This window comes from Acidovorax sp. GW823-FHT05D11 (assembly GCF_058795695.1).
In genome coordinates this window covers 5,044,257-5,070,842 of sequence record NZ_CM179502.1, presented here as the reverse complement: position 1 = coordinate 5,070,842, position 26,586 = coordinate 5,044,257, and the positions used below count along the sequence as shown (strand labels likewise).

The window sequence follows — 26,586 nt, the reverse complement described above, 5'->3', positions numbered from 1 at the left end:
CGTCCACCACCGGGGGAAGGCGCCGCAGGCGACTCGGGGGGCCTTCTGTCATGCAGCGACCATGCAGATGACCTCGGCGTCCTGGAGCAATACGGGAAAGGGCTCGGGCGGTGGCGCATCGGTGAACAGGCGGTCGATCTGCTGCAGCGTGGCCAGCTGCACCATGGCCGGGCGGTTGAACTTGCTGTGGTCGGCCGCCAGCCAGACCTCGCGCGACTGCTCAATGATGGTTTGCGCCACCTTCACCTCGCGGTAGTCGAAGTCGCGCAGCGAGCCGTCGGGCTCGACGCCCGAGATGCCGATGAGCGCGATGTCCACCTTGAACTGGCGGATGAAATCCACCGCCGCCTCGCCCACGATGCCGCGGTCGCGCGCGCGCACCACGCCGCCGGCCACGATGACCTCGCACTCGGGGTTGCCGCTCAGGATGGCAGCCACGTTCAGGTTGTTGGTGATCACGCGCAGGCCGCGGTGGTGCAGCAGCGCCTTGGCGATGGCTTCCGTGGTCGTGCCGATGTTCAGGATCAGCGAGCAGTCGTTGGGCACCTGTTCGGCCACGGCGCGCGCAATGCGTGCCTTGCCTTCGGCATGCAGCGTCTCGCGCTGGGTGTGGGCCAGGTTCTCCACCGTGGAGCTGGGCACGCGCACGCCGCCATGGAAGCGCGTGAGCAGGCCGGACTCGGCCAGGCGCTGCACATCGCGGCGCACGGTCTGCAGCGTCACGCCCAGCGTGTCGGCCAGTTGTTCGACCGTGGCGGACTTGCGCGCGCGGACTTCTTCGAGAAGCAGCAGTTGTCGGGGGTTCGTATTCACGCGAATCAATGGTCTGAGGATTGGAGATACTTTAAATCGAACAAAAAGGAACCTGTTAAGGGTAAACCTTGATTCAATACGATCAAAAAAGAACAAAAATGAACGCAATCGAAAACGAGGCGTTTTGCTGCGTGCGCGGCAGGGAGCCAGATCCACCCGGCCCTCAGGGGCCCATTAGAAAGGTTGCGTGATGCAGCTGGCACTGGACAGCATCAGCAAGAAGGTTGGTCCGCAGACCTGGCTCCATGACATGAGCCTGGCGCTGCACAGCGGCGCCGTGACGGTGCTGCTGGGCGCCACGCAGGCAGGCAAGACCAGCCTCATGCGCATCATGGCCGGGCTGGACACGCCGACCGCGGGCCGCGTGACGGTCGATGGCGTGGATGTGACCGGCATGCCCGTGCGCGACCGCAACGTGGCCATGGTGTACCAGCAGTTCATCAACTACCCCTCGATGAAGGTGGCGGCCAACATTGCGTCGCCGCTCAAGCTGCGCGGCGAAAAGAACATCGACGCCCGGGTGCGCGAGATCGCCAGCCGCCTGCACATCGACATGTTCCTGGACCGCTATCCTGCCGAGCTGTCGGGCGGGCAACAGCAGCGCGTGGCGCTGGCCCGCGCCCTGGCCAAGGGTGCGCCCCTGATGCTGCTGGACGAACCCCTGGTGAACCTGGACTACAAGCTGCGCGAAGAGCTGCGTGAAGAACTGACGCAGCTGTTTGCCGCCGGCCAGTCCACGGTGGTCTATGCGACCACCGAGCCGGGCGAGGCCCTGCTGCTGGGCGGCTACACCGCCGTGCTGGACGAGGGGCAGCTGCTGCAGTACGGCCCGACGGCGGAGGTGTTCCATGCGCCCAACTCGCTGCGCGTGGCGCGTGCCTTCAGCGACCCGCCCATGAACCTGATCGCCGCATCGGCAACCCCGCGTGGCGTGCGCCTGGAGGGCGGCGTGGAGCTGGCCGTGCCGCTGCCGCAGGGTGTGGCCACGGCCGCGGGGCTCACCGTGGGCGTGCGCGCCAGCGCGCTGCGCGTACATGCCCGCCCTGATGACATCAGCGTGGGGGGCGTGGTGGAGCTGGCCGAGATTTCCGGGTCCGACACTTTCGTGCACGCCACGACGCCCTGGGGTGACCTGGTCGCCCAGCTGACGGGGGTGCATTACTTCGAACTGGGCACGCCCCTCACGCTGCATCTGGACCCGGCGCAGGCCTATGTGTTTGGCGCTGACGGCCGGCTGGCATGGGCGCCCGCGCGCCAGGGAGGGCGCTGAAATGGCGCGCATTAGTCTGGATCTGGCGCATTCCTACAAGCCCAACCCGCAGCAGGACAGCGATTACGCGCTGCTGCCGCTCAAGATGGAGTTCGAGGACGGCGGTGCCTATGCGCTGCTCGGCCCCTCGGGCTGTGGCAAGACCACCATGCTCAACATCATGTCGGGCCTGCTCGTGCCCTCGCACGGCAAGGTGCTGTTCGATGGCCGCGACGTGACGCGCGCCAGCCCGCAGGAGCGCAACATTGCGCAGGTGTTCCAGTTCCCCGTGATCTACGACACCATGACGGTGGCCGAGAACCTGGCCTTCCCGCTGCGCAACCGCAAGGTGCCCGAAGACCAGATCAGGCAGCGCGTGGGCGTGATCGCCGAGATGCTGGAGATGAGCGGGCAGCTCAACCAGCGCGCGGCCGGCCTCGCGGCCGATGCCAAGCAGAAGATATCGCTGGGCCGTGGCCTGGTGCGCGCCGATGTGGCGGCCGTGCTGTTCGACGAGCCGCTCACGGTGATCGACCCGCACCTCAAGTGGCAGCTGCGGCGCAAGCTCAAGCAGATCCACCACGAACTCAAGCTCACGCTGATCTATGTGACGCACGACCAGGTCGAGGCACTGACCTTTGCCGATCAGGTGGTGGTGATGACGCGCGGCAAGGCGGTGCAGGTGGGCTCGGCCGACGCGCTGTTCGAGCGGCCCGCACACGTGTTTGTGGGCCACTTCATCGGCTCGCCCGGCATGAACTTCCTGCCCGCCCAGCGCGATGGAGCCGCGTTGTCGGTGGCGGGCCACCGCCTGGCCGCGCCGGTGGACCGCGCCCTGCCCGAAGGTATGTTGCAGGTGGGCGTGCGGCCCGAGTACCTGGCCCTGGCCGAGCCCGGCCAAGCCGGTGCGTTGCCCTGCACGGTGGTGCAGGTGCAGGACATCGGTACCTACCTGATGCTGACCGCCAAGGTGGGTGAGCACACGCTCAAGGCGCGCTTCAGCCCGGAAGCACGGCTGCCTTCCGCGGGGGATGCCGTCTGGCTGCAGGTGCTCGGTGAGCACACGTGCTTCTATCAAAACGAGGAGCTGCTGGCATGAGCACCACCACCAAGCCCGTGAACCAGAAGGCCTGGTTCCTGATCCTTCCGGTCATCATCTGCGTGGCTTTCTCGGCCATCCTTCCGTTGATGACGGTGGTCAATTACTCCGTGCAGGACATCATCTCGCCCGAGCGGCGCGTGTTCGTGGGCACCGAGTGGTTCGCCGCCGTGATGCGCGACGAGGAGCTGCACGCCGCGCTGTGGCGCCAGATCACGTTCTCGCTGGCCGTGCTGGCGGTGGAGATCCCGTTGGGCATCCTGCTCGCGCTGTCCATGCCCGCGCAGGGGTGGAAGTCGTCCGCCGTGCTGGTAGTGGTGGCGCTGTCGCTGCTGATTCCCTGGAACGTGGTAGGCACCATCTGGCAGATCTATGGCCGCGCGGATATCGGCCTCATGGGGCGCCTGCTGCAGGAGGCGGGCATCGAGTACAGCTACACCGGCAACGCCGCGCATGCGTGGCTCACGGTGCTGCTGATGGACGTGTGGCACTGGACGCCGCTGGTGGCGCTGCTCGCCTTCGCCGGCCTGCGCTCCATTCCTGATGCGTACTACCAGGCCGCCCGCATCGACGGCGCCAGCAAGTTCGCGGTGTTCCGCTACATCCAGCTGCCCAAGATGCGTGGCGTGCTCATGATCGCGGTGCTGCTGCGCTTCATGGACAGCTTCATGATCTACACCGAGCCCTTCGTGCTCACGGGTGGCGGGCCGGGCAATGCCACCACCTTCCTGAGCCAGTACCTGACGACCAAGGCCGTGGGCCAGTTCGACCTGGGTCCCGCCGCAGCGTTCTCGCTGATTTATTTCTTCATCATCCTGCTGCTGTGCTTCATCCTCTACAACTGGATGCAGCGCGTGGGCACCGCCAGCAACGAAGGGGCCGGCCATGAATGAAAAACGCTTCCACAAGCGGTCGGTGTTCCTGATCGCCTACCTGGTCTTCGCCGTGCTGCCCATCTACTGGATGGTCAACATGAGCTTCAAGACCAACGCGGAGATCCTCTCGACGTTCTCGTTCTTTCCCCAGAACTTCACGTGGGACAACTACAAGACCATCTTCACCGACGAGTCCTGGTACTCGGGTTACATCAACAGCCTGATCTACGTGGCCATCAACACGGCGATATCGCTGACCGTGGCGCTGCCGGCGGCCTATGCGTTCTCGCGCTACCAGTTCCTGGGCGACAAGCATGTGTTCTTCTGGCTGCTGACCAACCGCATGACGCCGCCGGCCGTGTTTTTGCTGCCGTTCTTCCAGCTCTACACCACCGTGGGGCTGATGGACACGCACATTGCCGTGGCGCTGGCGCACCTCTTGTTCAACGTGCCGCTGGCGGTGTGGATCCTGGAAGGCTTCATGAGCGGCATTCCGCGCGAGATCGACGAGACGGCCTATATCGATGGCTACAGCTTTCCGCGGTTTTTCATGACGATCTTCCTGCCGCTGATCAAGGCCGGCGTGGGCGTGGCGGCGTTCTTCTGTTTCATGTTCAGCTGGGTGGAGTTGCTGCTGGCGCGCACGCTGACCAGCGTGAATGCCAAGCCCATCGTGGCCACCATGACGCGCACGGTGAGCGCGAGCGGCATGGACTGGGCCACGCTGGCCGCCGCCGGCGTGCTGACCATCGTGCCGGGTGCCATCGTGATCTGGTTTGTTCGGCACTACATCGCGAAGGGTTTCGCGATGGGCCGGGTTTGAGGAGATATCGCCATGTTTGAGTGGATGGCTTGGACGCTGCCCGTGGCGGTGTTCTTCATTTGCATCGTACTGATGCTGATTGGCATGACGGTGTGGGAGATCAAGTCGCCCACGACGATGCGCAAGGGTTTTTTGCCGCTGGAGACGACGCGCGGTGATCGGCTGTTTATTGGGCTGTTGTCAGCGGCCTACGTGAATCTGATTTTTGTGGGCATCAGCGGCAAGCTGGCCCAGTGGTTCAGCCTTCAGGGCGATCCTTCGATCTGGATCAGCTTCGTGCTGTCGATGGCGCTGCTGGCGCTGATCCTGCGCAAGGGGTAGCGCGTTCGCAGGCAGCTTTCATTCCGTTGGTTCCCGTCGCGCGGCTCAACCCTTCCCCGGAGCCGGGCGACCCTTGCATCCAAAAGGGGAGATGACTATGAGGAGACAGGCACTATGAAGACGCGGTACACAGCGCTGGCATTGGCAGTTGCGGTCATGACGGGCCAGGCCGCCATGGCGGGCGAGGCGGAAGCCAAGAAGTGGATTGACAGCGAGTTCCAGCCTTCCACGCTGAGCAAGGACCAGCAGATGGCCGAGATGAAGTGGTTCATCGATGCGGCCAAGAAGCTGCAGGCCAAGGGCGTGAAGGAAATCTCGGTGGTGTCTGAAACCATCACCACCCACGAATACGAATCCAAGACGCTGGCCAAGGCGTTCGAGGAAATCACGGGCATCAAGGTCAAGCACGACCTGATCCAGGAAGGCGACGTGGTCGAGAAGCTGCAGACCTCCATGCAGTCCGGCAAGTCGATCTATGACGGCTGGATCTCGGATTCGGACCTGATCGGTACGCACTACCGCTACGGCAAGATCATGAGCCTGACCGACTACATGGGCGGTGCGGGCAAGGAATTCACCAACCCCGGCATCGACCTCAAGGACTACATCGGTACCAAGTTCACGACCGGCCCGGACGGAAAGATGTACCAGCTGCCCGACCAGCAGTTCGCCAACCTGTACTGGTTCCGCGCCGACCTGTTCGACCGCAAGGACATCAAGGACAAGTTCAAGGCCAAGTACGGCTACGACCTGGGCGTGCCGCTCAATTGGAGCGCCTATGAGGACATCGCCGAGTTCTTCACCAACGACGTGAAGAACATCGACGGCAAGCCCATCTATGGCCACATGGACTACGGCAAGAAGGACCCTTCGCTGGGCTGGCGCTTCACGGATGCATGGCTGTCCATGGCGGGTACGGCGGACATTGGCGCGCCCAACGGCCTGCCGATCGACGAGTGGGGCATCCGCGTGGCCGACGACAAGTGCACGCCCGTGGGCGCCTCGGTGGCCCGTGGCGGCGCTACCAACTCGCCTGCGGCGGTCTACGCGCTGACCAAGTACGTGGACTGGATGAAGAAGTACGCGCCCAAGGAAGCCACGGGCATGACCTTCGGCGAAGCCGGCCCCGTGCCCGCCCAGGGCCAGATCGCCCAGCAGATCTTCTGGTACACCGCCTTCACGGCCGACATGACCAAGCCCGGCCTGCCTGTGGTGAATGCCGACGGCACGCCCAAGTGGCGCATGGCCCCCGGCCCGAACGGCCCGTACTGGAAGCAGGGCATGCAGAACGGCTACCAGGACGTGGGCAGCTGGACCTTCTTCAAGGACCACGACGCCAACAAGACCGCCGCCGCCTGGCTCTACGCCCAGTTCGTGACGGCCAAGACCACGTCGCTCAAGAAGACCATCGTGGGCCTGACCCCGATCCGCGAGAGCGACATCCAGTCCAAGGCCATGACCGACATGGCGCCCAAGCTGGGCGGTCTGGTCGAGTTTTATCGCAGTCCCGCCCGCGTGGCATGGTCGCCCACCGGTACCAACGTGCCTGACTACCCCAAGCTGGCACAGCTGTGGTGGAAGAATGTGGCGCAGGCGGTCACGGGTGAGAAGACGCCCCAGGGCGCCATGGACACGCTGGCCGACGAAATGGACCAGGTGATGGCCCGTCTGGAACGTGCCGGCATGGCGCATTGCGCCCCCAAGCTCAATCCGAAGAGCGACAACGCCAAGTGGCTGAGCGACAAGCAGGCGCCTTGGGCCAAGCTGGCCAATGAGAAGCCGAAGGGCCAGACGATTGCGTACGGCACGCTGCTGCAGGCTTGGAAGGACGGCAAGGCACGTTGAGACCCTGAAGCGGTCGCTTCTTGACGACTGATGCCACCGGCAGCCAGGGCTCACAAGGTCTCTGGCTGCCTTTTTTACTCCATGCCGCCCCCCGGAGTTCCTTCCCCTTGGGCGGTTTCTCATCCCGGAAGTGCCAAGAATTCAAGGGTAAACCCTTAATTTTTGTTCCGCCCATGGACAATCACCCCATGACCATCGCCACTGCCCCCCTTCCTACGCGACGCGCCGACCTGCTGGCCCGTCTGGCCCAGCCGCACCACTACGACCTTGCCGTGATTGGTGGCGGGGCGACGGGGCTGGGAGTCGCTGTGGATGCGGCCGCGCGCGGTTTCAGCGTGGTCCTGGTGGACTCGCACGACTTCGCCAAGGGGACCTCGTCCCGCGCCACCAAGCTGGTGCATGGCGGTGTCCGCTACCTGGCTCAGGGCAACATCGCGCTGGTGCGCGAGGCGTTGCACGAGCGCACAACCTTGCTGAACAACGCGCCGCATCTGGCCCAGCCCCTGCCTTTCGTGATGCCCTCGTACCGTTTCTGGGAGACGCCCTTTTATGGCATCGGGCTCATGATGTACGACGCCTTGGCCGGAAAAGCCGGACTGGGTGCCACCCAGTTCCTGGGCCGTGCGCGCACCCTGGAATGCCTGCCCACGGCCCGGACCGAGGGGCTCAAGGGAGGGGTCAAGTACTGGGACGGGCAGTTCGACGATGCCCGGCTGGCCCTGGCGCTGGCGCGGACGGCGGCGGGTCTGGGCGCCCTGGTGGTCAACTACTGTCCTGCGCGGGCCCTGGTCCATGAGGCGGGAAAGGTGGCGGGCCTTGTCTGCGAGGACGCCGACAGCGGCCAGCAGTTCACTGTTCGCGCCCGCACCGTGGTGAATGCCACCGGCGTGTGGGTGGATGCCCTGCGCCAGATGGACGGCGAGGCCATTGGCCGCCCCGTCAAGCCGATCGTGGCGCCAAGCCAGGGCGTGCACATCGTGGTGGATCGCGAGTTCCTTCCCTCCGACCATGCCCTCATGGTGCCCAAGACGGCCGATGGCCGGGTCCTGTTTGCAGTGCCCTGGCTGGGCAAGCTCATTCTGGGGACGACGGACAGCCCGCGCCAGGACATCGTGCGGGAGCCGGAGCCTTTCCACGAGGAAGTCCAGTTCATCCTGGAAGAATCGGCGCGCTACCTCACCCGCGCCCCCAAGATCGGGGACATCCGCAGCATCTGGGTGGGCCTGCGTCCCTTGGTGAAGCCGCAGGACGACGATGGCGACAACACCAAGAAAATCAGCCGCGAGCACACCGTCCTGGCCAGCCGCAGCGGCCTGATCACCGTGACCGGTGGCAAATGGACCACCTACCGCGCCATGGCTGAAGATGTGTTGCAAAAATGCTTCACCACGGGCCTGCTGCCCGAAAAACCCGCGGGCGTGACCAATCATTTGCCCCTGGTGGGAACGCCCCCGGGGCCTGTGCGGCACCGCATCAGCGATGCACAGGGGCTGCACTCCTATGGCAGCGAAGCGGCGGCCGTTCAGGAAATGCCGGGTGCACAGACGGATCTGGGCGGCGGCCTGACGGAGGCGATGGTGCGGTTCGCGGCGCGGCATGAATACGCCCGCACGGTGGAAGATGTGCTGGCGCGCCGCTGCAGGCTGCTGTTCCTCGATGCCCGCAAGGCCATTGAACTGGCGCCCGCCGTCGCTGACCTCCTGCAGGAGGAACTGGGTTCGGACCCTCGTCTCGGCGACTTTCTGGCGCTGGCGCAACAGTATCTGCACGCCCCTGGCTGATGCGGCGCTTGACTTCCTGGAAGTCCTTTGCAATAATCGAGGGCTTCGCGTTTCCTACGTGAAGTTTCTGCCCAGCGGGAAGTGCTGCAAATGGTTTGCGGTGCGGACGACGGGCCCAAGACTGACTGGCTGATCCGCAGCCCTTGAGAAGTTCTCTGGGGCTGTTGTCTTCTGGTGCAAGTTGGGAATATTGAAATGATCCAGACAGAATCTCGGTTAGAGGTTGCCGACAATACCGGCGCTAAGTCCGTCCTTTGCATCAAGGTGCTGGGTGGTTCCAAGCGTCGCTATGCAAGCGTTGGCGACATCATCAAGGTGAGCATCAAAGAAGCCGCTCCACGTGGCCGCGTCAAAAAAGGCGAGGTTTACAGTGCGGTGGTCGTTCGCACGGCGAAGGGTATTCGCCGTGGCGACGGTTCGCTCGTCAAATTCGATGGCAACGCTGCAGTGTTGCTGAACGCAAAGTTGGAGCCTATCGGCACCCGCATCTTTGGACCCGTGACGCGTGAATTGCGTACCGAGAAGTTCATGAAGATCGTGTCCCTGGCTCCTGAAGTTCTCTAAGGACGCGCCATGAACAAGATTCGCAAGGGCGACGAAGTCATCGTGCTGACCGGCCGTGACAAGGGCAAGCGTGGCACGGTGTCGCTGCGCAAGGATGACTCCCACCTCGTCATCGACGGCATCAACCTCGTCAAGAAGCACGCCAAGCCAAACCCCATGAAGGGTACGACGGGCGGCATTGTTGAAAAGGCCATGCCCATTCACCAGTCCAATGTGGCCATCTTCAATGCCGCGACCGGCAAGGCTGATCGCGTGGGCATCAAGGTGCAGGCTGACGGCACGCGCGTTCGCGTGTTCAAGTCCAGCGGCGCTGAAATCAAGGCGGCCTAAGGGGTAAACATGGCACGACTCCAAGAAATTTACCGCGACAAGATCGCTCCCGAACTGACCAAGCAGTTCGGTTACACCTCGCCGATGCAGGTTCCCCGTCTGACCAAGATCACCCTGAACATGGGCGTGAGCGAGGCAGTCTCGGACAAGAAGGTGATGGACAACGCCGTGGCCGACCTGACCAAGATTGCTGGTCAGAAGCCCGTGGTGACCAAGGCCAAGAAGGCTATCGCCGGTTTCAAGATCCGCGAAGGCCAGGCCATCGGTTGCATGGTCACGCTGCGCGGCGTGCAGATGTATGAGTTCCTGGACCGTTTCGTGACCGTGGCTCTGCCCCGCGTTCGTGACTTCCGTGGTATCTCCGGCCGCGCTTTCGACGGCCGCGGCAACTACAACATCGGCGTCAAGGAACAGATCATTTTCCCTGAAATCGAGTACGACAAGGTGGATGCCTTGCGCGGTCTCAATATCAGCATCACCACGACGGCCAAGTCGGACGAAGAAGCCAAGGCTCTCCTCGCTGGTTTCCGTTTCCCGTTCAAGAACTGAGGCGAAGCATGGCTAAAGTAGCTTTGATCCAGCGCGAACTGAAGCGCGAAAAACTGGCAGCCAAGTACGCAACCAAGTATGCGGAACTGAAGGCAATCGCTGGCGATGCCAAGCGCAGCGACGAAGAGCGCGATGCAGCCCGCCTGGGCCTGCAAAAGCTCCCCCGCAATGCCAACCCGACGCGTCAGCGCAACCGTTGCGAAATCACCGGTCGTCCTCGCGGCACCTTCCGTCAATTCGGTCTGGCTCGCGCCAAGATCCGTGAACTGGCTTTTGCAGGCGACATCCCTGGTGTCACCAAGGCCAGCTGGTAAGCAGGCAGGAGAGATTAAACATGAGCATGAGTGATCCCATCGCTGACTTGCTGACCCGCATCCGTAATGCACAGATGGTCGCCAAGGCCACGGTTCTGGTGCCTTCTTCCAAAGTGAAGATTGCCATCGCCCAGGTGCTGAAGGACGAAGGTTATATCGACGGCTTCCAGGTGAAAACCGAAGCTGGCAAGTCGGAACTCGAAATTGCCCTGAAGTACTACGCAGGCCGTCCCGTGATTGAGCGCATCGAGCGCGTCAGCCGCCCCGGACTGCGTGTCTACAAAGGCCGTGATTCCATTCCACAAGTCATGAACGGTCTGGGTGTGGCAATTGTCACGACGCCCAAGGGCGTGATGACCGATCGCAAGGCGCGCGCTACCGGTGTCGGTGGCGAAGTGCTCTGCTACGTGGCCTAACCCGCGGCATTGAGGAGAAACTGAAATGTCCCGAGTAGGAAAAATGCCCGTGACCATCCCCGCTGGCGTGGATGTGTCCGTGAAAGATGACCAGATCTCTGTCAAGGGTTCTGGTGGCGCACTCTCGCTCGCACAGAATGTGCTGGTGAAGGTGTCGAGCAATGAAGGCAAGCTGAGCTTTGCGCCTGTCAACGACTCCCGCGAAGCCAATGCCATGAGCGGCACGATTCGCCAGTTGGTCAACAACATGGTGGTCGGTGTCAGCAAGGGCTTTGAAAAGAAGCTGAGCCTGGTGGGTGTGGGTTACAAGGCTGCTGCTTCCGGTTCCAAGCTGAACCTGGCTGTGGGCTATTCGCACCCGGTCAATATCGAAATGCCCGCTGGCATTACGGTCGCAACCCCCACGCCCACGGAAGTGGTGATCAAGGGTGCTGACCGCCAGCGTGTGGGGCAAATCGCTGCTGAGATCCGTGCTGTTCGTCCACCCGAGCCCTACAAGGGCAAGGGTATCCGCTATGCGGACGAAAAGATCACGATCAAAGAGACCAAGAAGAAATAAGGAGCTGCAACATGTTGACCAAGAAAGAGCAGCGTCTTCGTCGTTCGCGCCAGACCCGCATCCGCATTGCACAGCAAGGCGTGGCGCGTCTCACCGTGAACCGTACGAACCTCCATATCTACGCCAGTGTGATCTCCGGCGATGGCAGCAAGGTGCTGGCAAGTGCATCGACGGCAGAAGCCGACGTGCGCAAGTCGCTCGGCGGTTCGGGCAAGGGTGGCAATGCCGCTGCAGCCCAGATCATCGGCAAGCGCATCGCTGAAAAAGCGAAGGCTGCGGGTGTCGAGAAGGTTGCATTTGATCGCGCAGGCTTTGCCTACCACGGTCGCGTCAAGGCCCTGGCCGACGCAGCCCGTGAAGCCGGCCTGCAGTTCTAAGCGGAGCGAATAAAAAATGGCTAAATTTCAACCCAAAGTGCAGAGCGAAGGTCAGGACGACGGTCTGCGCGAAAAAATGATCGCGGTCAACCGCGTGACCAAAGTCGTGAAGGGCGGCCGTATCCTCGGCTTCGCCGCACTGACGGTGGTTGGCGACGGTGACGGCCGTGTTGGCATGGGCAAGGGCAAGTCCAAGGAAGTGCCTGCTGCCGTGCAAAAGGCGATGGAAGAAGCCCGCCGCAACATGGTCAAGGTATCGCTCAAGAACGGCACCATCTACCACAACGTGACGGGCCACCATGGCGCTGCTGTCGTGATGATGGCTCCCGCTCCCAAGGGTACCGGCATCATTGCTGGCGGCCCCATGCGCGCCGTTTTCGAAGTGCTGGGCGTGACGGACATCGTGGCCAAGAGCCATGGTTCCTCCAACCCCTACAACATGGTCCGTGCCACTTTTGATGCGCTCGTCAATTCGACCACTCCGTCGAATGTGGCAGCCAAGCGCGGCAAGACGGTCGAAGACATCTTCGCCTGAATCGGAGCCTGAAAATGACAACGCAACAAACCGTCAAGATTCAATTGGTGCGCAGCCCTATCGGCACCAAGGAATCGCACCGCGCCACCGTCCGTGGCCTGGGCCTGCGCAAGCTCAACAGCGTGAGCGAACTGCAGGACTCGCCCGAAGTGCGCGGCATGATTAACAAGATCAGCTATCTGGTCAAAGTCCTCTGAGAGATAGATCATGGAACTCAATAGCATCAAGCCCGCAGACGGTGCCAAGCATGCCAAGCGCCGTGTAGGCCGTGGTATCGGCTCCGGCCTGGGCAAGACCGCTGGCCGTGGTCACAAGGGTCAGAAGTCGCGCGCCGGTGGCTACCACAAGGTGGGCTTCGAAGGCGGTCAAATGCCTCTGCAACGTCGCTTGCCCAAGCGCGGCTTCAAGTCGCACCTGCTCAAGTTCAATGCAGAAGTGACGCTGACGGCGCTCGATCAGCTCGGCCTGGCCGAAGTGGACGTGCTGGCACTCAAGCAAGCTGGCCTCGTGGGCGAGCTGGCCAAGGTGGTCAAGGTCATCAAGAGCGGTTCCCTCACCAAGGCTGTCAAGCTCAATGGCGTGGGCGCTACGGCAGGTGCCAAGGCAGCGATCGAAGCTGCTGGCGGCAGCGTCGCCTGAGTGTGGCTCTGAAGGAAGGCATCTGTGGCTACTAGCGCAGCTCAAATTGCAAAGACCGGCAAGTTCGGCGACCTGCGTCGCCGTCTGGTTTTTCTGTTGCTTGCGCTGGTCGTGTATCGCATAGGGGCTCATATCCCTGTGCCTGGTATCGATCCAGCCCAACTCCAGCAGCTGTTCAGTGGCCAGCAAGGCGGCATCCTGAACCTGTTCAACATGTTCTCGGGTGGTGCGCTGTCGCGTTTCACGGTCTTCGCTCTGGGGATCATGCCGTACATCTCGGCATCGATCATCATGCAGCTGATGACTTACGTGATTCCCACGTTCGAGCAGTTGAAGAAGGAAGGCGAAGCCGGTCGCAGGAAGATCACGCAGTACACCCGCTACGGAACGTTGGGCCTGGCCCTGTTCCAGTCGCTGGGTATTGCCGTCGCGCTGGAAAGCTCCGCAGGCCTGGTGCTGAGCCCTGGTTTCGGGTTCCGCATGACCGCCGTCGTCAGCCTGACCGCCGGCACGATGTTCCTGATGTGGCTGGGTGAGCAGATCACTGAACGTGGTTTGGGCAACGGTATCTCGATCCTGATCTTTGCAGGTATCGCAGCCGGATTGCCCAGTTCCATCGGTGGTCTCCTTGAACTGGTTCGTACGGGTGCCATGAGCATCCTGGCCGCCATCTTCATCGTCCTCGTGGTCGGTCTGGTGACCTACTTCGTGGTGTTTGTGGAGCGTGGTCAGCGCAAGATTCTGGTGAACTACGCCCGTCGGCAGGTAGGTAACAAGGTCTACGGCGGTCAGTCGTCGCACTTGCCCCTCAAGCTGAACATGGCTGGCGTGATTCCTCCGATCTTTGCTTCGTCGATCATCCTGTTGCCCGCCACGGTGGTGAACTGGTTCAGTGCAGGCGAGTCGATGCGCTGGTTGAAGGACATCTCGGGTGCGTTGACTCCTGGTCAGCCCATCTATGTGATGTTCTACGCTGCCGCGATTGTGTTCTTCTGCTTCTTCTATACGGCACTGGTGTTCAACAGCCGTGAGACTGCAGATAACCTGAAGAAGAGCGGTGCGTTCATCCCAGGCATCCGGCCCGGTGAGCAGACGGCCCGTTATATCGACAAGATCCTGGTTCGCCTGACCTTGGCAGGCGCTGTGTACATCACCTTCGTGTGCTTGCTGCCAGAGTTCCTGATCTTGAAGTACAACGTTCCGTTCTACTTTGGTGGGACATCGCTGCTGATCATTGTGGTGGTGACAATGGACTTCATGGCCCAGGTTCAGAACTACATGATGTCGCAACAGTACGAATCGCTGCTCAAGAAAGCGAATTTCAAGGGCAACGCAGGCGGTTGATGATGATGAAGGAAGGCAGTTGGTCGCGTAGCGGCGACTGCCTGCAGAACTGGATATCGGTTGAGTTGGCGCCCCACGATTTTTCGCGGGCACAAATTGTGTTCCGTGCGAAACAGCCGGGACGGATGGAAAAGTTTTAGGAGAATGCAATGAGAGTTTCGGCTTCGGTCAAAAAAATCTGCCGCAACTGCAAGATCATCCGCCGCAAGGGTGTGGTGCGCGTGATCTGCACGGATCTGCGTCACAAGCAGCGCCAAGGTTGATTGGAAAGTATTAGAGGACGCATATGGCACGTATCGCTGGCATTAACATTCCGCCGCACAAGCACGCGGAAATCGGTTTGACCGCCATTTTTGGCATTGGTCGCACCCGCGCTCGCAAGATCTGCGAAGCAACTGGTATCGCTTACTCCAAGAAGATCAAGGATCTGACGGATGGTGATCTGGAAAAAATTCGCGAGCAAATCGAGCAGTTCACCATTGAAGGTGACCTGCGCCGCGAAACCACGATGAACATCAAGCGCTTGATGGACATCGGCTGCTATCGTGGCTTCCGCCATCGCCGCGGTCTGCCAATGCGTGGTCAGCGCACCCGTACCAATGCACGCACTCGCAAGGGTCCGCGCAAGGGTGCAGCTGCACTGAAGAAATAAAGAGATTGAAAGATCATCATGGCTAAGTCTCCTGCCAATAACGCAGCTCAGCGCGTTCGCAAGAAGGTCCGGAAGAATGTTTCGGACGGCATTGCACACGTGCACGCCTCGTTCAACAACACCATCATCACGATCACCGATCGCCAGGGCAATGCCCTGTCGTGGGCATCGTCCGGTGGCCAAGGTTTCAAGGGCTCGCGCAAGTCCACTCCCTTCGCGGCCCAAGTGGCTTCGGAAGTGGCTGGCCGCGCTGCCATCGACCAAGGCATCAAGAACCTTGACGTTGAAATCAAGGGTCCTGGCCCAGGCCGTGAATCCTCGGTGCGCGCTCTGGGCGCCCTGGGCATTCGCATCACGTCCATCTCCGATGTGACCCCCGTGCCTCACAACGGCTGCCGCCCTCAAAAGCGCCGTCGTATCTAATCTCTCTCTAAGCCCACCGCCGCCTGTGAACGCGCAAGCGCCTCAGGCGGCTCCCGCAATGGTTTGCGGTAGATGACACAAAGGAAGCTCAAGTGGCACGTTACCTCGGCCCCAAGGCCAAACTCTCCCGCCGTGAAGGCACGGACCTGTTCCTCAAGAGCGCCCGCCGCTCGATTGCCGACAAGTCCAAGTTCGACTCCAAGCCAGGCCAGCACGGCCGCACCTCCGGTGCCCGCACGTCCGACTACGGCCTGCAACTGCGTGAAAAGCAGAAGGTCAAGCGCATGTACGGCGTGCTGGAAAAGCAGTTCCGCCGCTACTTCGAAGCCGCCGAAGGCAAGAAGGGCAATACCGGCGCCAACCTGCTGTTCCTGCTGGAATCCCGTCTCGACAACGTGGTGTACCGCATGGGCTTCGGCTCGACCCGCGCCGAAGCGCGCCAGCTGGTCTCGCACAAGGCGATCACGGTGAACGGCAAGTCCGTGAACATCGCGTCCTACCTCGTGAAGACGGGCGATGTGGTGGCCGTGCGTGAAAAGTCCAAGAAGCAGAACCGCATTGTTGAAGCCCTGCAATTGGCTGCCCAGGTCGGCATGCCTGCGTGGGTGGAAGTGAACGCCGAGAAGGCCGAAGGTATCTTCAAGAAGGTGCCGGACCGTGATGAGTTTGGCGCCGACATCAACGAATCCCTGATCGTTGAGTTGTACTCGCGCTAATCGCTCGGTACATATTTCAAGAAAACCGTCCCTGAACCGCGAGGCATCGCGGTTTAGGCGCTTCACCAGCCTTACCGGTGTAACGAGCTGGGGGTATTGAGAGGAAGTCTGAATGCAAACCAATTTGCTGAAACCCAAGGCGATCAATGTCGAGCAGCTTGGCCACAACCGTGCCAAGGTCGCGCTGGAGCCGTTCGAGCGTGGGTACGGCCACACGCTGGGTAACGCCATTCGGCGTGTCCTGCTCTCGTCCATGGTGGGTTACGCAGCGACGGAAGTCACCATTGCAGGCGTTCTGCATGAGTACTCGTCCATTGACGGCGTTCAGGAAGATGTGGTCAACATCCTGTTGAACCTCAAGGGCGTGGTGTTCAAGCTCCACAACCGTGATGAAGTCACGCTGAGCCTGCGCAAGGATGGCGAAGGTGTGGTTACCGCACGCGATATCCAGACCCCTCACGACGTGGAAATCGTCAACCCTGACCACGTGATCGCGAATCTGTCGGCCGGCGGCAAGCTGGACATGCAGATCAAGGTCGAGAAGGGCCGTGGCTACGTGCCCGGCAGCCTGCGCCGCTACGCCGACGAGTCGACCAAGTCGATTGGCCGGATCGTGCTGGATGCATCGTTCTCCCCTGTGAAGCGCGTGAGCTACACGGTGGAAAGCGCTCGCGTGGAGCAGCGTACCGACCTGGACAAGCTGGTTGTCGAGATCGAGACCAATGGTGCCATCACTGCCGAAGACGCAGTGCGCGCATCGGCCAAGATCCTGGTGGAGCAGCTGGCGGTGTTCGCGCAGCTGGAAGGTGGCGAGCTGGCTGCGTTCGACGCACCGGCAGGCCCGCGCGGCAATGCCACGTTCGATCCGATCCTGCTGCGTCCTGTGGACGAGCTGGAACTGACCGTGCGTTCCGCCAACTGCCTGAAGGCCGAGAACATCTACTACATCGGTGACCTGATCCAGCGCACCGAGAATGAGCTGCTCAAGACGCCTAACCTGGGGCGCAAGTCGCTCAACGAAATCAAGGAAGTGCTCGCATCGCGTGGTCTCACGTTGGGCATGAAGCTTGAGAACTGGCCACCAGCCGGTCTGGACAAGCGTTAAGTTATAATTCTGGGTTCCCCGAATCGCGGGAACCCGGTTTTTGGTTCCCTTGGATGGGAACAGTGCCTCGGGCAGTACCTTACACGGCTGCCTGATTTAATTTTAAATAAGGAAAAAGCACCATGCGTCACGGTCACGGCCTCCGCAAACTCAACCGCACCAGCTCGCACCGCCTTGCGATGCTGCAGAACATGATGAACTCGCTCATCGAGCACGAAGTCATCAAGACCACCGTCCCCAAGGCCAAGGAACTGCGCCGCGTGATCGAACCCATGATCACCCTGGCCAAGGAAGACTCCGTTGCCAACCGCCGCCTGGCCTTCAACCGCCTGCGCGACCGTGACAGCGTGACCAAGCTGTTCAACGACCTGGGCCCCCGCTTCAAGGTGCGTCCTGGTGGCTACACCCGCATCCTCAAGATGGGTTTCCGTGTGGGCGACAATGCACCCATGGCCCTGGTTGAATTGGTGGATCGTGCTGCAGAAACCGAAAATAATTCGGCAGCAGCTGAATAATAGGGTATAATTTATTTCTTACCGCGCGATGGAGCAGTCTGGTAGCTCGTTGGGCTCATAACCCAAAGGTCGGAGGTTCAAATCCTTCTCGCGCAACCAATATGTAGCGGTCTCCGCTCACAGAAAACGCCCACTTCAACGTGGGCGTTTTTGTTTGTGCCCTGCCATTGCAGTGAGCGGCTTTCCTCTTTGGTGGGGTGTGCATTCCAGGAGGCCTCTTCCATGGATGCAGGTTTTCTGTCCCCGGCCCTGCTGGTGGCGCTCATGGCCTATACCGTTGGTGTTGCAAGCCCTGGCCCCAGCAATCTGGCGATCATGGCGGCCGCCATGTCGCATGGACGGAGGCGTGCCATGGCCCTGGCTGCCGGGGTGGTCCTCGGCTCGGTGTTTTTGGGTGTGGCCGCTGCACTGGGCATGTCGGCACTCATGCGCAGCTATTCATGGTCCTTGCTCGTCCTGAAGGTGCTGGGCGGCATCTGCATGCTCTGGCTGGCCTGGAAGGCGGCGCGTGCCGCATTCACGCCGAATGCCCTGCACGAGGCCTCCGACACCACGGGCCGCGACCACCTCCAGGCTTTTCGGCGCGGCCTGGCGATGCACATGACCAACCCCAAGGCCGTCTTCGTGTGGCTTTCCATCGTCGCTCTCGGCGTGCCCGCCGGCGCCGGACGCAGCCATGCCCTGGCGGTCGTGGCGTGTTGCGCCGGCATCGGAGCTTGTATCTTCATGGGCTATGCCCTGGCATTTTCGACACCGTTGGCACATGCGGCATACGCCCGCATCCATCGCGCATTCAATGCGCTGCTGGCTGGAGTCTTCGTGTACGCAGGCATCCGGCTGCTGCTGACCCGCTCAGCCGTGAGCTGACGGATCACCGTGCCAGCAGGCAAGTCCGCCCAGACGGCGAAACTCCTGGGTCTTGGTGCCACAGCTGCACGCGGTTGACGGCAGGCTCGGCAGGAGAAGATGGAATTCCTGGGGGCATGGATGATGATCCAGGCCCCGCAGGCAAATCGCCCCTTCAGGCCGGTAGTGCCTGACGCCGGATGAACCGCCCGGCCCGCGCGCCCGTGGCACGACCAGCCGCGGTGTAGCTCAGCACGCCGTTGACCCAAACCTGCTCGATCCCCTCGCTGAACTGCACGGGTTGTTCGTAGCTCGCGGTATCGCGCACGCGCGCCGGGTCGAACACCACGATATCGGCCATGCAGCCGGCTTCCAGCCGCCCGCGCTCGCCGATGCGAAAACGCTGGGCCGACAGGCCGGTCATCTTGTGGATGGCTTCCTCCAGGCGCAGCAGGCCCTTCTCGCGCCAGTAGCAGGCCAGCACGCGCGGGAAGGCGCCCCACAGGCGGGGATGCGGCCGCTCGTCATGGGGCAGGCCGTCCGAGCCGATCATGGACAAGGGGTGGGCAATCACGCGCTCTACATCGTCCTCGCGCATCTGGAAGTAGCAGGCACCGCCGGGCTGCAGCCGGTCGCAGGCCGCCTGCTCGGTCGTGTCCCATTCCCGCGCGATGTCCTTGAGGTAGCGGCCCACCATTTCCGGGTGTGGCTGGCTGCCGGTGATCAGGATGTCGATCACACCGTCGACCAGGTCGGTGCGCAGCACCGTCGAACCCGCGGTGTAGGGGTACACGTCCAGGCTGATGGGCTGGCCCTTTGCGAGGGACTCGATCAGCGGCAGCGTCTCGCGCGTGCGGCCCCAGTTCGAGGCGCCGGCGCACTTGTGGTGCGACAGCACAAGCGGCAGCCCGGCATGGCGCGCCGTGAGCGCCGCCTCCTGCAGCGCCGGGAGGATGCCGGCGAGTTCGTCGCGGATGTGGGTGGCGTACACGCCGCCATTGCGCGCAGCCACGCTGGCCAGTTCGGTCAGCTCGGTGAGGTCGGCCGCGTAGGCTTCCTTGTAGAACACGCCCGATGACAGGCCCAGCGCGCCCGCGTCCATGGCCTCCTGCATGTCGACCGCCATGGCGGCGCGCTCGCTGGCCGTGGCCGCACGGCCCAGCTCGGGCAGGTGGCGCATGCGCAGGGCCGTGTGGCCCAGCAGCGCGGCCACGTTCACCCCGGGCCGCGCGGCATCCACGGCGCGCGCATAGTCGGCCATGCGCGCGTGGCGGAACTGGTGCTGGCCCAGCAGCGACAGCGGTGCGGCCGGTGCGGCCGTCACCATGGGCGACAGCGAGATGCCGCAGTTGCCCACGATCACCGTGGTCACGCCCTGCGACAGCTTGGGCAGCATGTCGGGCGCGTCGATGGCGGCCGCGTCGTCGTGCGTGTGCACATCGATGAAGCCGGGCGCTATCACGCGGTCCGTGCAGTCGATGGCCTGCACCGCCATGCCGGCGAACAAGGCCGGGTCGATGGCGCCGGGCGCGGCCAGCGCCACGATGCGCTCGCCTGCCAGCAGCAGGTCGCCCACCCACCCGGGGCGGTCGGTGCCGTCGATGATGGTTCCGTTCTTCAGCAGGGTTGCTTGCGTTGCTGCCATCAATTGTCTTTCTGGCCCGGCTTGTGCATGCCCGGGCCGTGGTCCATGGCGCCCGAATACTCGGCGCTGTCGAATCCGTGTTTGTGCAAAAGCTGCTTGAACTGCTGCAGGCCCCGCGTGGCCACCGGCCCCAGTTGCTGCGCCAGGCGCACCATCAGGATCTCGATCACCACCAGGTGGGCCAGGTAGGCCTCTGTGCCCACGCGCATCACCGCGTCCTGAGGCACCGACACGGCCAGCACCAGGTCGGCCGTCTCGGCCAGCGGCGTACCGGGCTGGGTCAGCGCGATCACCGTGGCGCCCTGCGAGCGGGCAAAACGCGCCGCCTCCACCGTGTAGGGCATGCGCCCCACGTGCGAGATGACGAAGGCCACGCCCTCGGGCCCCAGGGTGCTGGCCGAGACCAGTTGCTGGTGCGCGTCGAAGATCGCGTTGGCCGTGAGGCCCAGGCGGAACAGCCGGCTCTGCAGCTCGCTGGCCGTGAAGGTCGATGCCGCGCCGACCGAGTAGCAGTCGATGCGCCGCGCCTTGGCGAGTTTGGCCGCGACCTGGTCGATCACGTCCACGTCGATGCGCCGGCCCAGCTCGGTCAGCGACGAGACGGCCGCGTGGATGATCTTGCTGGAGACGTCCTGCGCCGTGTCCTCGGCGAGCACGCTGCGGTGCAGGTAGGAGCCCGAGACCGCCAGGTCCTGCGCCAGCGCCAGCATGAACTCGCGCACCGAGTCGTAGCCGAAGCTGCGGCAGGTGCGCACGATGGTCGGCATGGACACGCCCGCCTGCTGCGCCAGCTGCTCCACCGTGGCCGCCACGGCAACGCGCGGGTCTTCGAGCACGGCACGCACCACGCTGCGCTGCGCATCGGGCAGGCTGTCCTGGCGCTCGCGCAGTTGCTGCAGCAGGCCCGGCGTGGGGTTGGGCGGCTGGGTGGAGGACGAGGGCGAAGGAGGCAGGCTGCTGTTCATGCGCTTCTCCGCGTCTCAGAACCGGGTGCTGATGGCACCCGTGATGGCGCCATCGTCTTCCACCAGCGGCATCCAGCGCCACTTGTCGAAGGTGGTGCAGGGGTGCGAGATACCCAGCGCCACGCGGTCGCCCACGCGGGGCGCACCGGCGTCGCCGGCTGCGGCATCGAAGCGCAGGTAGGCATGCTGGTCGTTCAAGGCGCTCACGCTCCAGCCGGAAGGAGCTGCCGCCGCCGTGCGCTCGCCGCGCCGCGCCAGCTGCACCGGGATGGGCATCTCCAGGTCGTAGGAGATGTCGCGGCGCCCGCAGGTCAACAGGGCCAGGCCCGGCTCCGGCACCGACTGCACCATGGCCCAGACCGTGAGGGCCGGGCGCAGCGAGGCATCGAGCCCTTCGCGCTGCTCCACGTTCTTGAGGAAGCGCGCGTAGTTGCCATGGTCGTGCGTCACATAGCAGCCCGAGCGCAGCACGCCCTCCACGGGGCGTGACAGGCCCTGGGCCTGCAGCAGCGGTACCACCAGGTCGAACACGGCCGAGCCGCCGGCCGTGAGCAGGATGCGCTCGCTGGCGAACAGGTGCGCTGCGTCGCAGGTGCGGGCGACCTCCAGCACGCGGCGCACCAGGGCGGTCACTTCACGTGCGTCATGGTCGTTGTCGCAGCGCGCCACGCCGCCCTCGTAGCATTCGATGCCATCGAACTGCACCGCCTTCGAGGCCGTCAGCGCGCGCGCCAGTGCCAGAGCCTCGTCCAGCGTGCGGCAGCCGGTGCGCTGACCGGGGATGCCCATCTCCAGCAGCACGTTGAACACCCGGGCACTGCCGCGGCGCTGCTTCCAGCCCTCCACCAGTGCGAGCTGCGCGAGCGAATCCACGAGGAACCACACGGCGAGATCGCCATGGCGCGCCAGCAGCGCGTCGAGCGCATCCAGGTCGGCATCGCAGACCACCTGGTTGGCGATGATGATGCGGCGCGCGCCTGCCTCCACCCCTGTGGCGACCTGGAAGGCCGTGGCGAAGGTCAGGCCCCAGGCGCCGGCAGCCAGTTGCTGCGCGAACAGCTCGGGCGACATGGTGGTCTTGCCGTGCGGCGCCAGCGCAATGCCCTTGCGCGCCGCGAAATCCTGCATCCAGGCCAAGTTGTGCGCCAGCGCCGTGCGGCTGAGCACTGCCAGCGGGAAAGCCAGGTCGTCGGCCAGCACATTCCAGCCGCGTGCGGCGATCTCGCTGGCGCGGCAGGGCGCCGCCGCGATGGGAAAGCTCTTGCTGGTGGCGTCCAGGGTGAAGTCAGTGGTGGTGTTCGTCATGTCGTCTCGTCATGTTGGAGGGACGCAGCGGGGCTGCGCCGGTCAGATGTCGTCGCGCCAGCAGGCCTTCCAGTGCTCGGTGCCCACGGGGCGCAGGGCCATGTCGGCGCTGGCGCATTCGGCCTCCGCATGCGGGCAGCGCGTGCGGAACACGCAGCCCGAGGGCGGATTGGCGGGGCTGGGCAGGTCGCCCTGCAGCAGGGGGATGGTACGCCGCTGCGCCGGGTCGGGGATGGGGGCCGCGGCCAGCAGGGCGCGCGTGTAGGGATGGGCTGGCCGCGCATACAGCGCGCTGGTGGGCGCGATCTCCATCACGCGGCCCAGGTACAGCACCACCACGCGGTCGCACAGGTACTCCACCACGTCCAGGTCGTGCGAGATGAACAGCAAGGTCAGGCCCAGCTGCTGCTTGAGGTCGCCCAGCAGGTTCACCACCTGCGCCTGGATCGACACGTCCAGCGCCGACAGCGGCTCGTCCGCCACGATGAAGTTCGGCTGCACTGCCAGCGCGCGCGCAATGCCGATGCGCTGGCGCTGCCCACCCGAGAACTCGTGCGGAAAGCGGTCCGCATGCTCGGGCCTGAGGCCCACCTGCGTGAGCAGCTCGTGGATGCGCGGCAGGCGTGCCGCACCGCGCGCCTGGCGGTGCGTGTCCAGCGCCTCGCCCAGCACCTCGCGGATGCGCATGCGCGGGTTCAGGCTGGCGTACGGGTCCTGGAAGATGATCTGGATCTTCGAGCGCAGCGGGCGAAACTGGCCCTGGCTCATTCCGGCCAGGTCCTGCCCGCCAGCGTCGCTGCCGTGGTACAGCATCTGGCCCGCCGTCGGGTCCACCAGGCGCGTCAGCAGGCGGCCGATGGTGCTCTTGCCCGAGCCCGACTCGCCCACCAGGCCCAGGGTCTCGCCGCGCCGGATGGCAAAGCTCACGTCGTCCACCGCGCGCACCGGGTGCGGGCCGCTGCCGAAGTACTTGCGCAGGCCGCGCACCTCGATGAGGTTGTCGCCCGGGGTCGGGGCCATGGCCACGGCGTTCATGCGCTCACCTCCTGCTGCGCCTGCTCGCCCACACGGATGCAGCGCACCCGCCGGCCGGCCTCGGTGGCACTGCCGTCGGACAGGGCCGGCATGCGCGCATCGCAGGCCGCGATGCGGCGCTCGCAGCGCGGCGCAAAGGCGCAGCCCGGCGGCGGCGCGAGCGGGCTCGACACCTGGCCCGGTATGGCCACCAGGCGCGGGCGCTGCCCGGCCACCGCGACCGCATGGCGCCTGGCCACGCCGGGCAGGCAGGCCAGCAGGCCGCGCGTGTAGGGGTGCTCGGGCTGCGCGAACAGGTCGTGCACCGGGGCCGACTCGACGATGCGGCCGGCGTACATCACGGCCACCGCGTCGGCGTACTGCGCCACCACGCCCAGGTTGTGGGTCACGAACAGCATGCTCATGCCCGTCTCCTTCTGCAGCCGGCCCATGAGGGCCAGGATCTGCGCCTGGATGGTCACGTCCAGCGCGGTGGTCGGCTCGTCGGCGATCAGCAGCGTGGGGTTGCAGGCCATGGCCAGCGCAATCATCACGCGCTGGCGCATGCCGCCCGAGAGCTGGTGCGGGTACTCGTGCACGCGCTGCTTGGCGGCCGGTATCTCCACCAGCTCCAGCATGCGCTGGGCATGGGCCAGTGCAGCGCGGCGGTCGAGCTTGAGGTGCAGGCGCACCGATTCGGCGATCTGCTCGCCCACGGTCAGCACCGGGTTCAGGCTGGTCATGGGCTCCTGGAAGATCATCGCGATCTCGTTGCCGCGCAGCGCCCGGCGCTCGGCCTCGGGCAGGGCCAGCAGGTCCACGCGCCGGCCGTCGCGCCGGGTGAACCAGGCCTGGCCACTGACCTGGGCCTGCGAGGTCTTGGCGTGCAGGCCCATCAGCGTCAGGCTGGTGACGGACTTGCCCGAGCCCGACTCCCCGACCAGCGCCAGCGTCTGGCCCGGGTGGATGGCAAAGGACACGTCGGCCACGCTCTGGATGCGGCCGGCGTCGGTGGCGAACGAGGTGGACAGGCCCTGCACTTCGAGCCGGGCAGCCGTGGGGGTGGTCATGGGGTGGGTGCCTTCGTAACGCGCTCGCCAGGGGCGGGCGCTTGCGTGGGTCGGTGAAAGCTCATGCGGCCTTCTTGAGCTTGGGGTCGAGCAGGTCGCGCACGCCGTCGCCCAGCATCTGCAGCGACAGGGCGGTGAACACGATGGCCAGGCCCGGGTAGAGAATCGTCCAGAACGCGCGGTCGGCCGATTCCAGGCTGCCCGCGATCATGGTGCCCCAGGTGGGGATGTCGGGCGGCACGCCCACGCCCAGGAAGGACAGGCCCGCCTCGGCCAGGATGGCATAGGCGAAGATGAAGGTCACCTGCACCAGGATGGGCGAGACCAGGTTGGGCAGGATGTGCTTGAGCAGGATGCGCGGCGTGCGCACGCCCAGGGCGCGCGCGGCGTCCACGAACAGCAGCTCGCGCAGCACCAGGGTGCTGGCCCGCACCACGCGCGCCACGCGCGGCGTGTAGACGATGACCAGCGCCAGCATCACGTTCCACAGCGAGGCCCCCAGGATGGACACCAGGGCGATGCCCAGCAAGATGTCGGGGAAGGACATCATCGCGTCCACCACGCGCATCAGCGGCGCGTCCAGCCGCCGGAAGAAGCCCGCGAACATGCCCAGCAGCGTGCCGAACAGCACCGCGCCCGCGGCCGTGAGCCCGCCGATCAGCAGCGAATAGCGCGCGCCGTGCACGATGCGCAGCATCACGTCGCGCCCCAGCTCGTCGGTGCCGGCCCAGTGCGCGGCGGAGGGCGCGTTCAGGCGCTCGCTGATCGAGATGGCGTTGGGGTCGGCGTCCGACACCCAGGGGAACACCGTGGCCACCACGACCACCAGCGCCAGCACGATGGCCGAGGCCAGCACCACCTTGCGTGCGAACAGCTTGCGCGCCAGCGGCAGCCAGTAGTCCTTGAGATTGCGAATCAGGCCTTGCACCATGTCACTTGCCCTCCAGCCGGATGCGTGGGTCGACCAGCGTGTACAGGAAGTCGATGGCCAGGTTGATGAATACATAGATGGCCGCTATGACCAGCAGCGTGCCCTGGATCACCGGGTAGTCGCGGCGCAGCACGGCACGCACCACCAGGTTGCCCACGCCGGGCAGGTTGAACACCGTCTCGGTCACCACCGTGCCGCCGATCATCAGCGCCAGCGTCAGGCCCAGCACCGTGACGATGGGCACCAGCGCATTGCGCAGCACGTGCTTGACCATCACCGTGCCCTCGGCCAGGCCCTTGGCGCGTGCCGTGCGCACGTAGTCCTCACCCAGGATGTCGAGCATCGAGGCGCGCGTGAAGCGGATGATCAGCGCCGAGTTCAGCAGCCCCAGCACCAGCGCCGGCAGCAGCAGGTGCGACAGGCGCTCGGCCAGCGGCGAGGCCGGGTCGCCATAACCCGAGGCCGGGAACCAGCCGAGCTTGACCGCGAACAGCTGGATCAGGATCAGCCCGAGCCAGAAGCTGGGCACGCTGGCGCCCAGCATGGCCACGCCGCTCAGGGCCTGGTCACCGGGGCTGCCGCGCCAGATGGCGGCCGCCATGCCGCAGGGGATGCCGATCAGCGCCGCGATGCCCACCGCGAACAGCGCCAGGAACAGCGTGGGCTCGGCGCGCTCGAGCAGCGCCTGCGCCACCGGGCGCTGCAAAAAGATGGACTGGCCCAGGTTGCCCTGCAGCAGCTCGCCCACCCAGAGCACGAACTGCGTGGGCAGGGGCTTGTCCAGCCCGTACTGCACGCGCGCCGCGGCGATGTCCTCGGCCGTGGCCTGCTCACCCAGCAGTAGCGCCACCGGGTCGCCCGAGGCCAGGCGCGTGAGCGCGAACACCAGCACCGCGACAAGGGCCAGCACCACCAGGGCGCCGCCCAGGCGGGTCATCAGAAAACGCATGGCAACGAACCTTCGTG

General features: G+C 64.3%; 33 protein-coding genes and 1 tRNA gene. 26 read left to right on the top strand and 8 right to left on the bottom strand.

From position 1 onward, the window contains the following. Positions 1-48: 48 nt before the first annotated feature. Positions 49-813: a DeoR/GlpR family DNA-binding transcription regulator gene (locus AC3RCE_RS23375; RefSeq protein ID WP_492254061.1), complete on the bottom strand. Its 765-nt coding sequence runs from the start codon at positions 811-813 to the stop codon at positions 49-51. A gap of 190 nt (positions 814-1,003) precedes the next feature. On the opposite strand from AC3RCE_RS23375, the gene AC3RCE_RS23370 reads away from it, so the two are divergent. The 26 genes from AC3RCE_RS23370 to AC3RCE_RS23245 all read left to right on the top strand — a co-directional run bounded on the left by AC3RCE_RS23370 (position 1,004) and on the right by AC3RCE_RS23245 (position 18,711). After that, positions 1,004-2,083 carry an ABC transporter ATP-binding protein gene (locus AC3RCE_RS23370; protein WP_218296822.1) on the top strand — a complete coding sequence of 360 codons (1,080 nt, stop codon included), beginning with the start codon at positions 1,004-1,006 and terminating at the stop codon, positions 2,081-2,083. A gap of 1 nt (position 2,084) precedes the next feature. Then, complete coding sequence (locus AC3RCE_RS23365; protein ID WP_492245055.1) at positions 2,085-3,161, top strand: ABC transporter ATP-binding protein; 1,077 nt, start codon at positions 2,085-2,087, stop codon at positions 3,159-3,161. Beyond that, positions 3,158-4,054, top strand: a complete 897-nt coding sequence (locus AC3RCE_RS23360; RefSeq protein ID WP_218296824.1) for a carbohydrate ABC transporter permease — start codon at positions 3,158-3,160, stop codon at positions 4,052-4,054. Before AC3RCE_RS23365 ends, AC3RCE_RS23360 begins: the two co-directional genes overlap by 4 nt. Then, positions 4,047-4,859, top strand: a complete 813-nt coding sequence (locus AC3RCE_RS23355) for a carbohydrate ABC transporter permease (protein ID WP_218296825.1) — start codon at positions 4,047-4,049, stop codon at positions 4,857-4,859. The genes AC3RCE_RS23360 and AC3RCE_RS23355 overlap by 8 nt, the downstream gene beginning before the upstream one ends. A gap of 12 nt (positions 4,860-4,871) precedes the next feature. Then, positions 4,872-5,180: a DUF2160 domain-containing protein gene (locus tag AC3RCE_RS23350; RefSeq protein ID WP_218296826.1), complete on the top strand. Its 309-nt coding sequence runs from the start codon at positions 4,872-4,874 to the stop codon at positions 5,178-5,180. Between the two features lie 114 nt (positions 5,181-5,294). Continuing rightward, positions 5,295-7,025 (top strand): ABC transporter substrate-binding protein, encoded by a 1,731-nt coding sequence (locus tag AC3RCE_RS23345; RefSeq protein ID WP_218296827.1) that lies wholly within the window; start codon positions 5,295-5,297, stop codon positions 7,023-7,025. Between the two features lie 188 nt (positions 7,026-7,213). Then, a complete protein-coding gene (locus AC3RCE_RS23340; RefSeq protein WP_492254060.1) occupies positions 7,214-8,806 on the top strand; it encodes a glycerol-3-phosphate dehydrogenase/oxidase in 1,593 nt (530 codons plus the stop codon). Positions 8,807-9,001: 195 nt separating this feature from the next. Next, positions 9,002-9,370 carry a 50S ribosomal protein L14 gene (rplN, locus tag AC3RCE_RS23335; RefSeq protein ID WP_007861702.1) on the top strand — a complete coding sequence of 123 codons (369 nt, stop codon included), beginning with the start codon at positions 9,002-9,004 and terminating at the stop codon, positions 9,368-9,370. 9 nt (positions 9,371-9,379) lie between these two features. After that, positions 9,380-9,700, top strand: a complete 321-nt coding sequence (rplX, locus tag AC3RCE_RS23330) for a 50S ribosomal protein L24 (protein WP_184860255.1) — start codon at positions 9,380-9,382, stop codon at positions 9,698-9,700. A gap of 9 nt (positions 9,701-9,709) precedes the next feature. Continuing rightward, on the top strand, positions 9,710-10,249 hold the full coding sequence (gene rplE, locus AC3RCE_RS23325; RefSeq protein ID WP_005793632.1) for a 50S ribosomal protein L5: 540 nt from the start codon (positions 9,710-9,712) through the stop codon (positions 10,247-10,249). Positions 10,250-10,257: 8 nt separating this feature from the next. Then, positions 10,258-10,563: a 30S ribosomal protein S14 gene (gene rpsN / locus AC3RCE_RS23320; protein WP_007861712.1), complete on the top strand. Its 306-nt coding sequence runs from the start codon at positions 10,258-10,260 to the stop codon at positions 10,561-10,563. A 20-nt stretch (positions 10,564-10,583) separates the two neighbouring features. Further along, complete coding sequence (gene rpsH / locus AC3RCE_RS23315; RefSeq protein ID WP_008906523.1) at positions 10,584-10,979, top strand: 30S ribosomal protein S8; 396 nt, start codon at positions 10,584-10,586, stop codon at positions 10,977-10,979. Positions 10,980-11,004: 25 nt separating this feature from the next. Continuing rightward, entirely contained in the window at positions 11,005-11,538 is a 534-nt protein-coding gene (gene rplF / locus AC3RCE_RS23310; RefSeq protein WP_218296829.1) for a 50S ribosomal protein L6, read from the top strand. An 11-nt stretch (positions 11,539-11,549) separates the two neighbouring features. Then, on the top strand, positions 11,550-11,915 hold the full coding sequence (gene rplR / locus AC3RCE_RS23305; protein ID WP_005793639.1) for a 50S ribosomal protein L18: 366 nt from the start codon (positions 11,550-11,552) through the stop codon (positions 11,913-11,915). Between the two features lie 16 nt (positions 11,916-11,931). After that, positions 11,932-12,450 carry a 30S ribosomal protein S5 gene (gene rpsE, locus AC3RCE_RS23300; protein WP_218296830.1) on the top strand — a complete coding sequence of 173 codons (519 nt, stop codon included), beginning with the start codon at positions 11,932-11,934 and terminating at the stop codon, positions 12,448-12,450. Between the two features lie 14 nt (positions 12,451-12,464). Further along, entirely contained in the window at positions 12,465-12,647 is a 183-nt protein-coding gene (gene rpmD / locus AC3RCE_RS23295) for a 50S ribosomal protein L30 (RefSeq protein ID WP_007861725.1), read from the top strand. A gap of 10 nt (positions 12,648-12,657) precedes the next feature. Then, positions 12,658-13,089 (top strand): 50S ribosomal protein L15, encoded by a 432-nt coding sequence (rplO, locus tag AC3RCE_RS23290; protein ID WP_055395677.1) that lies wholly within the window; start codon positions 12,658-12,660, stop codon positions 13,087-13,089. A 24-nt stretch (positions 13,090-13,113) separates the two neighbouring features. Next, positions 13,114-14,433 (top strand): preprotein translocase subunit SecY, encoded by a 1,320-nt coding sequence (gene secY / locus AC3RCE_RS23285; protein ID WP_218296831.1) that lies wholly within the window; start codon positions 13,114-13,116, stop codon positions 14,431-14,433. 149 nt (positions 14,434-14,582) lie between these two features. Further along, entirely contained in the window at positions 14,583-14,696 is a 114-nt protein-coding gene (gene rpmJ / locus AC3RCE_RS23280; protein WP_005793651.1) for a 50S ribosomal protein L36, read from the top strand. Positions 14,697-14,719: 23 nt separating this feature from the next. Continuing rightward, positions 14,720-15,085, top strand: a complete 366-nt coding sequence (gene rpsM / locus AC3RCE_RS23275) for a 30S ribosomal protein S13 (protein WP_008906516.1) — start codon at positions 14,720-14,722, stop codon at positions 15,083-15,085. 18 nt (positions 15,086-15,103) lie between these two features. Beyond that, positions 15,104-15,508 carry a 30S ribosomal protein S11 gene (gene rpsK / locus AC3RCE_RS23270; RefSeq protein ID WP_005793662.1) on the top strand — a complete coding sequence of 135 codons (405 nt, stop codon included), beginning with the start codon at positions 15,104-15,106 and terminating at the stop codon, positions 15,506-15,508. 92 nt (positions 15,509-15,600) lie between these two features. Continuing rightward, positions 15,601-16,224: a 30S ribosomal protein S4 gene (gene rpsD, locus AC3RCE_RS23265; RefSeq protein WP_218296832.1), complete on the top strand. Its 624-nt coding sequence runs from the start codon at positions 15,601-15,603 to the stop codon at positions 16,222-16,224. A 112-nt stretch (positions 16,225-16,336) separates the two neighbouring features. Further along, a complete protein-coding gene (locus tag AC3RCE_RS23260; RefSeq protein ID WP_008906514.1) occupies positions 16,337-17,329 on the top strand; it encodes a DNA-directed RNA polymerase subunit alpha in 993 nt (330 codons plus the stop codon). Positions 17,330-17,451: 122 nt separating this feature from the next. Further along, on the top strand, positions 17,452-17,844 hold the full coding sequence (gene rplQ, locus AC3RCE_RS23255) for a 50S ribosomal protein L17 (RefSeq protein ID WP_008906513.1): 393 nt from the start codon (positions 17,452-17,454) through the stop codon (positions 17,842-17,844). A 22-nt stretch (positions 17,845-17,866) separates the two neighbouring features. Next, positions 17,867-17,943: transfer RNA gene (locus AC3RCE_RS23250), tRNA-Met, on the top strand. A gap of 123 nt (positions 17,944-18,066) precedes the next feature. Next, a complete protein-coding gene (locus AC3RCE_RS23245) occupies positions 18,067-18,711 on the top strand; it encodes a LysE family translocator (protein WP_492254059.1) in 645 nt (214 codons plus the stop codon). A 154-nt stretch (positions 18,712-18,865) separates the two neighbouring features. Here AC3RCE_RS23245 and AC3RCE_RS23240 read toward each other — a convergent pair whose 3' ends face one another. From AC3RCE_RS23240 to AC3RCE_RS23210, 7 genes are all read right to left on the bottom strand, one after another. Next, a complete protein-coding gene (locus AC3RCE_RS23240) occupies positions 18,866-20,335 on the bottom strand; it encodes an N-acyl-D-amino-acid deacylase family protein (protein ID WP_492254058.1) in 1,470 nt (489 codons plus the stop codon). Further along, positions 20,335-21,300, bottom strand: coding sequence for a MurR/RpiR family transcriptional regulator (locus tag AC3RCE_RS23235; protein ID WP_492254057.1), 966 nt, complete (start codon positions 21,298-21,300; stop codon positions 20,335-20,337). Before AC3RCE_RS23235 ends, AC3RCE_RS23240 begins: the two co-directional genes overlap by 1 nt. 15 nt (positions 21,301-21,315) lie before the next feature. Then, positions 21,316-22,605, bottom strand: a complete 1,290-nt coding sequence (locus AC3RCE_RS23230) for an amino acid deaminase (RefSeq protein WP_492254056.1) — start codon at positions 22,603-22,605, stop codon at positions 21,316-21,318. Between the two features lie 42 nt (positions 22,606-22,647). After that, positions 22,648-23,640 (bottom strand): ABC transporter ATP-binding protein, encoded by a 993-nt coding sequence (locus AC3RCE_RS23225; protein ID WP_492254055.1) that lies wholly within the window; start codon positions 23,638-23,640, stop codon positions 22,648-22,650. After that, positions 23,637-24,689, bottom strand: a complete 1,053-nt coding sequence (locus AC3RCE_RS23220; RefSeq protein ID WP_007849591.1) for an ABC transporter ATP-binding protein — start codon at positions 24,687-24,689, stop codon at positions 23,637-23,639. Before AC3RCE_RS23220 ends, AC3RCE_RS23225 begins: the two co-directional genes overlap by 4 nt. A 61-nt stretch (positions 24,690-24,750) precedes the next feature. After that, complete coding sequence (locus AC3RCE_RS23215; protein WP_218341252.1) at positions 24,751-25,620, bottom strand: ABC transporter permease; 870 nt, start codon at positions 25,618-25,620, stop codon at positions 24,751-24,753. A 1-nt stretch (position 25,621) separates the two neighbouring features. Continuing rightward, positions 25,622-26,569 carry an ABC transporter permease gene (locus AC3RCE_RS23210; RefSeq protein ID WP_007849607.1) on the bottom strand — a complete coding sequence of 316 codons (948 nt, stop codon included), beginning with the start codon at positions 26,567-26,569 and terminating at the stop codon, positions 25,622-25,624. Positions 26,570-26,586 lie beyond the last annotated feature (17 nt).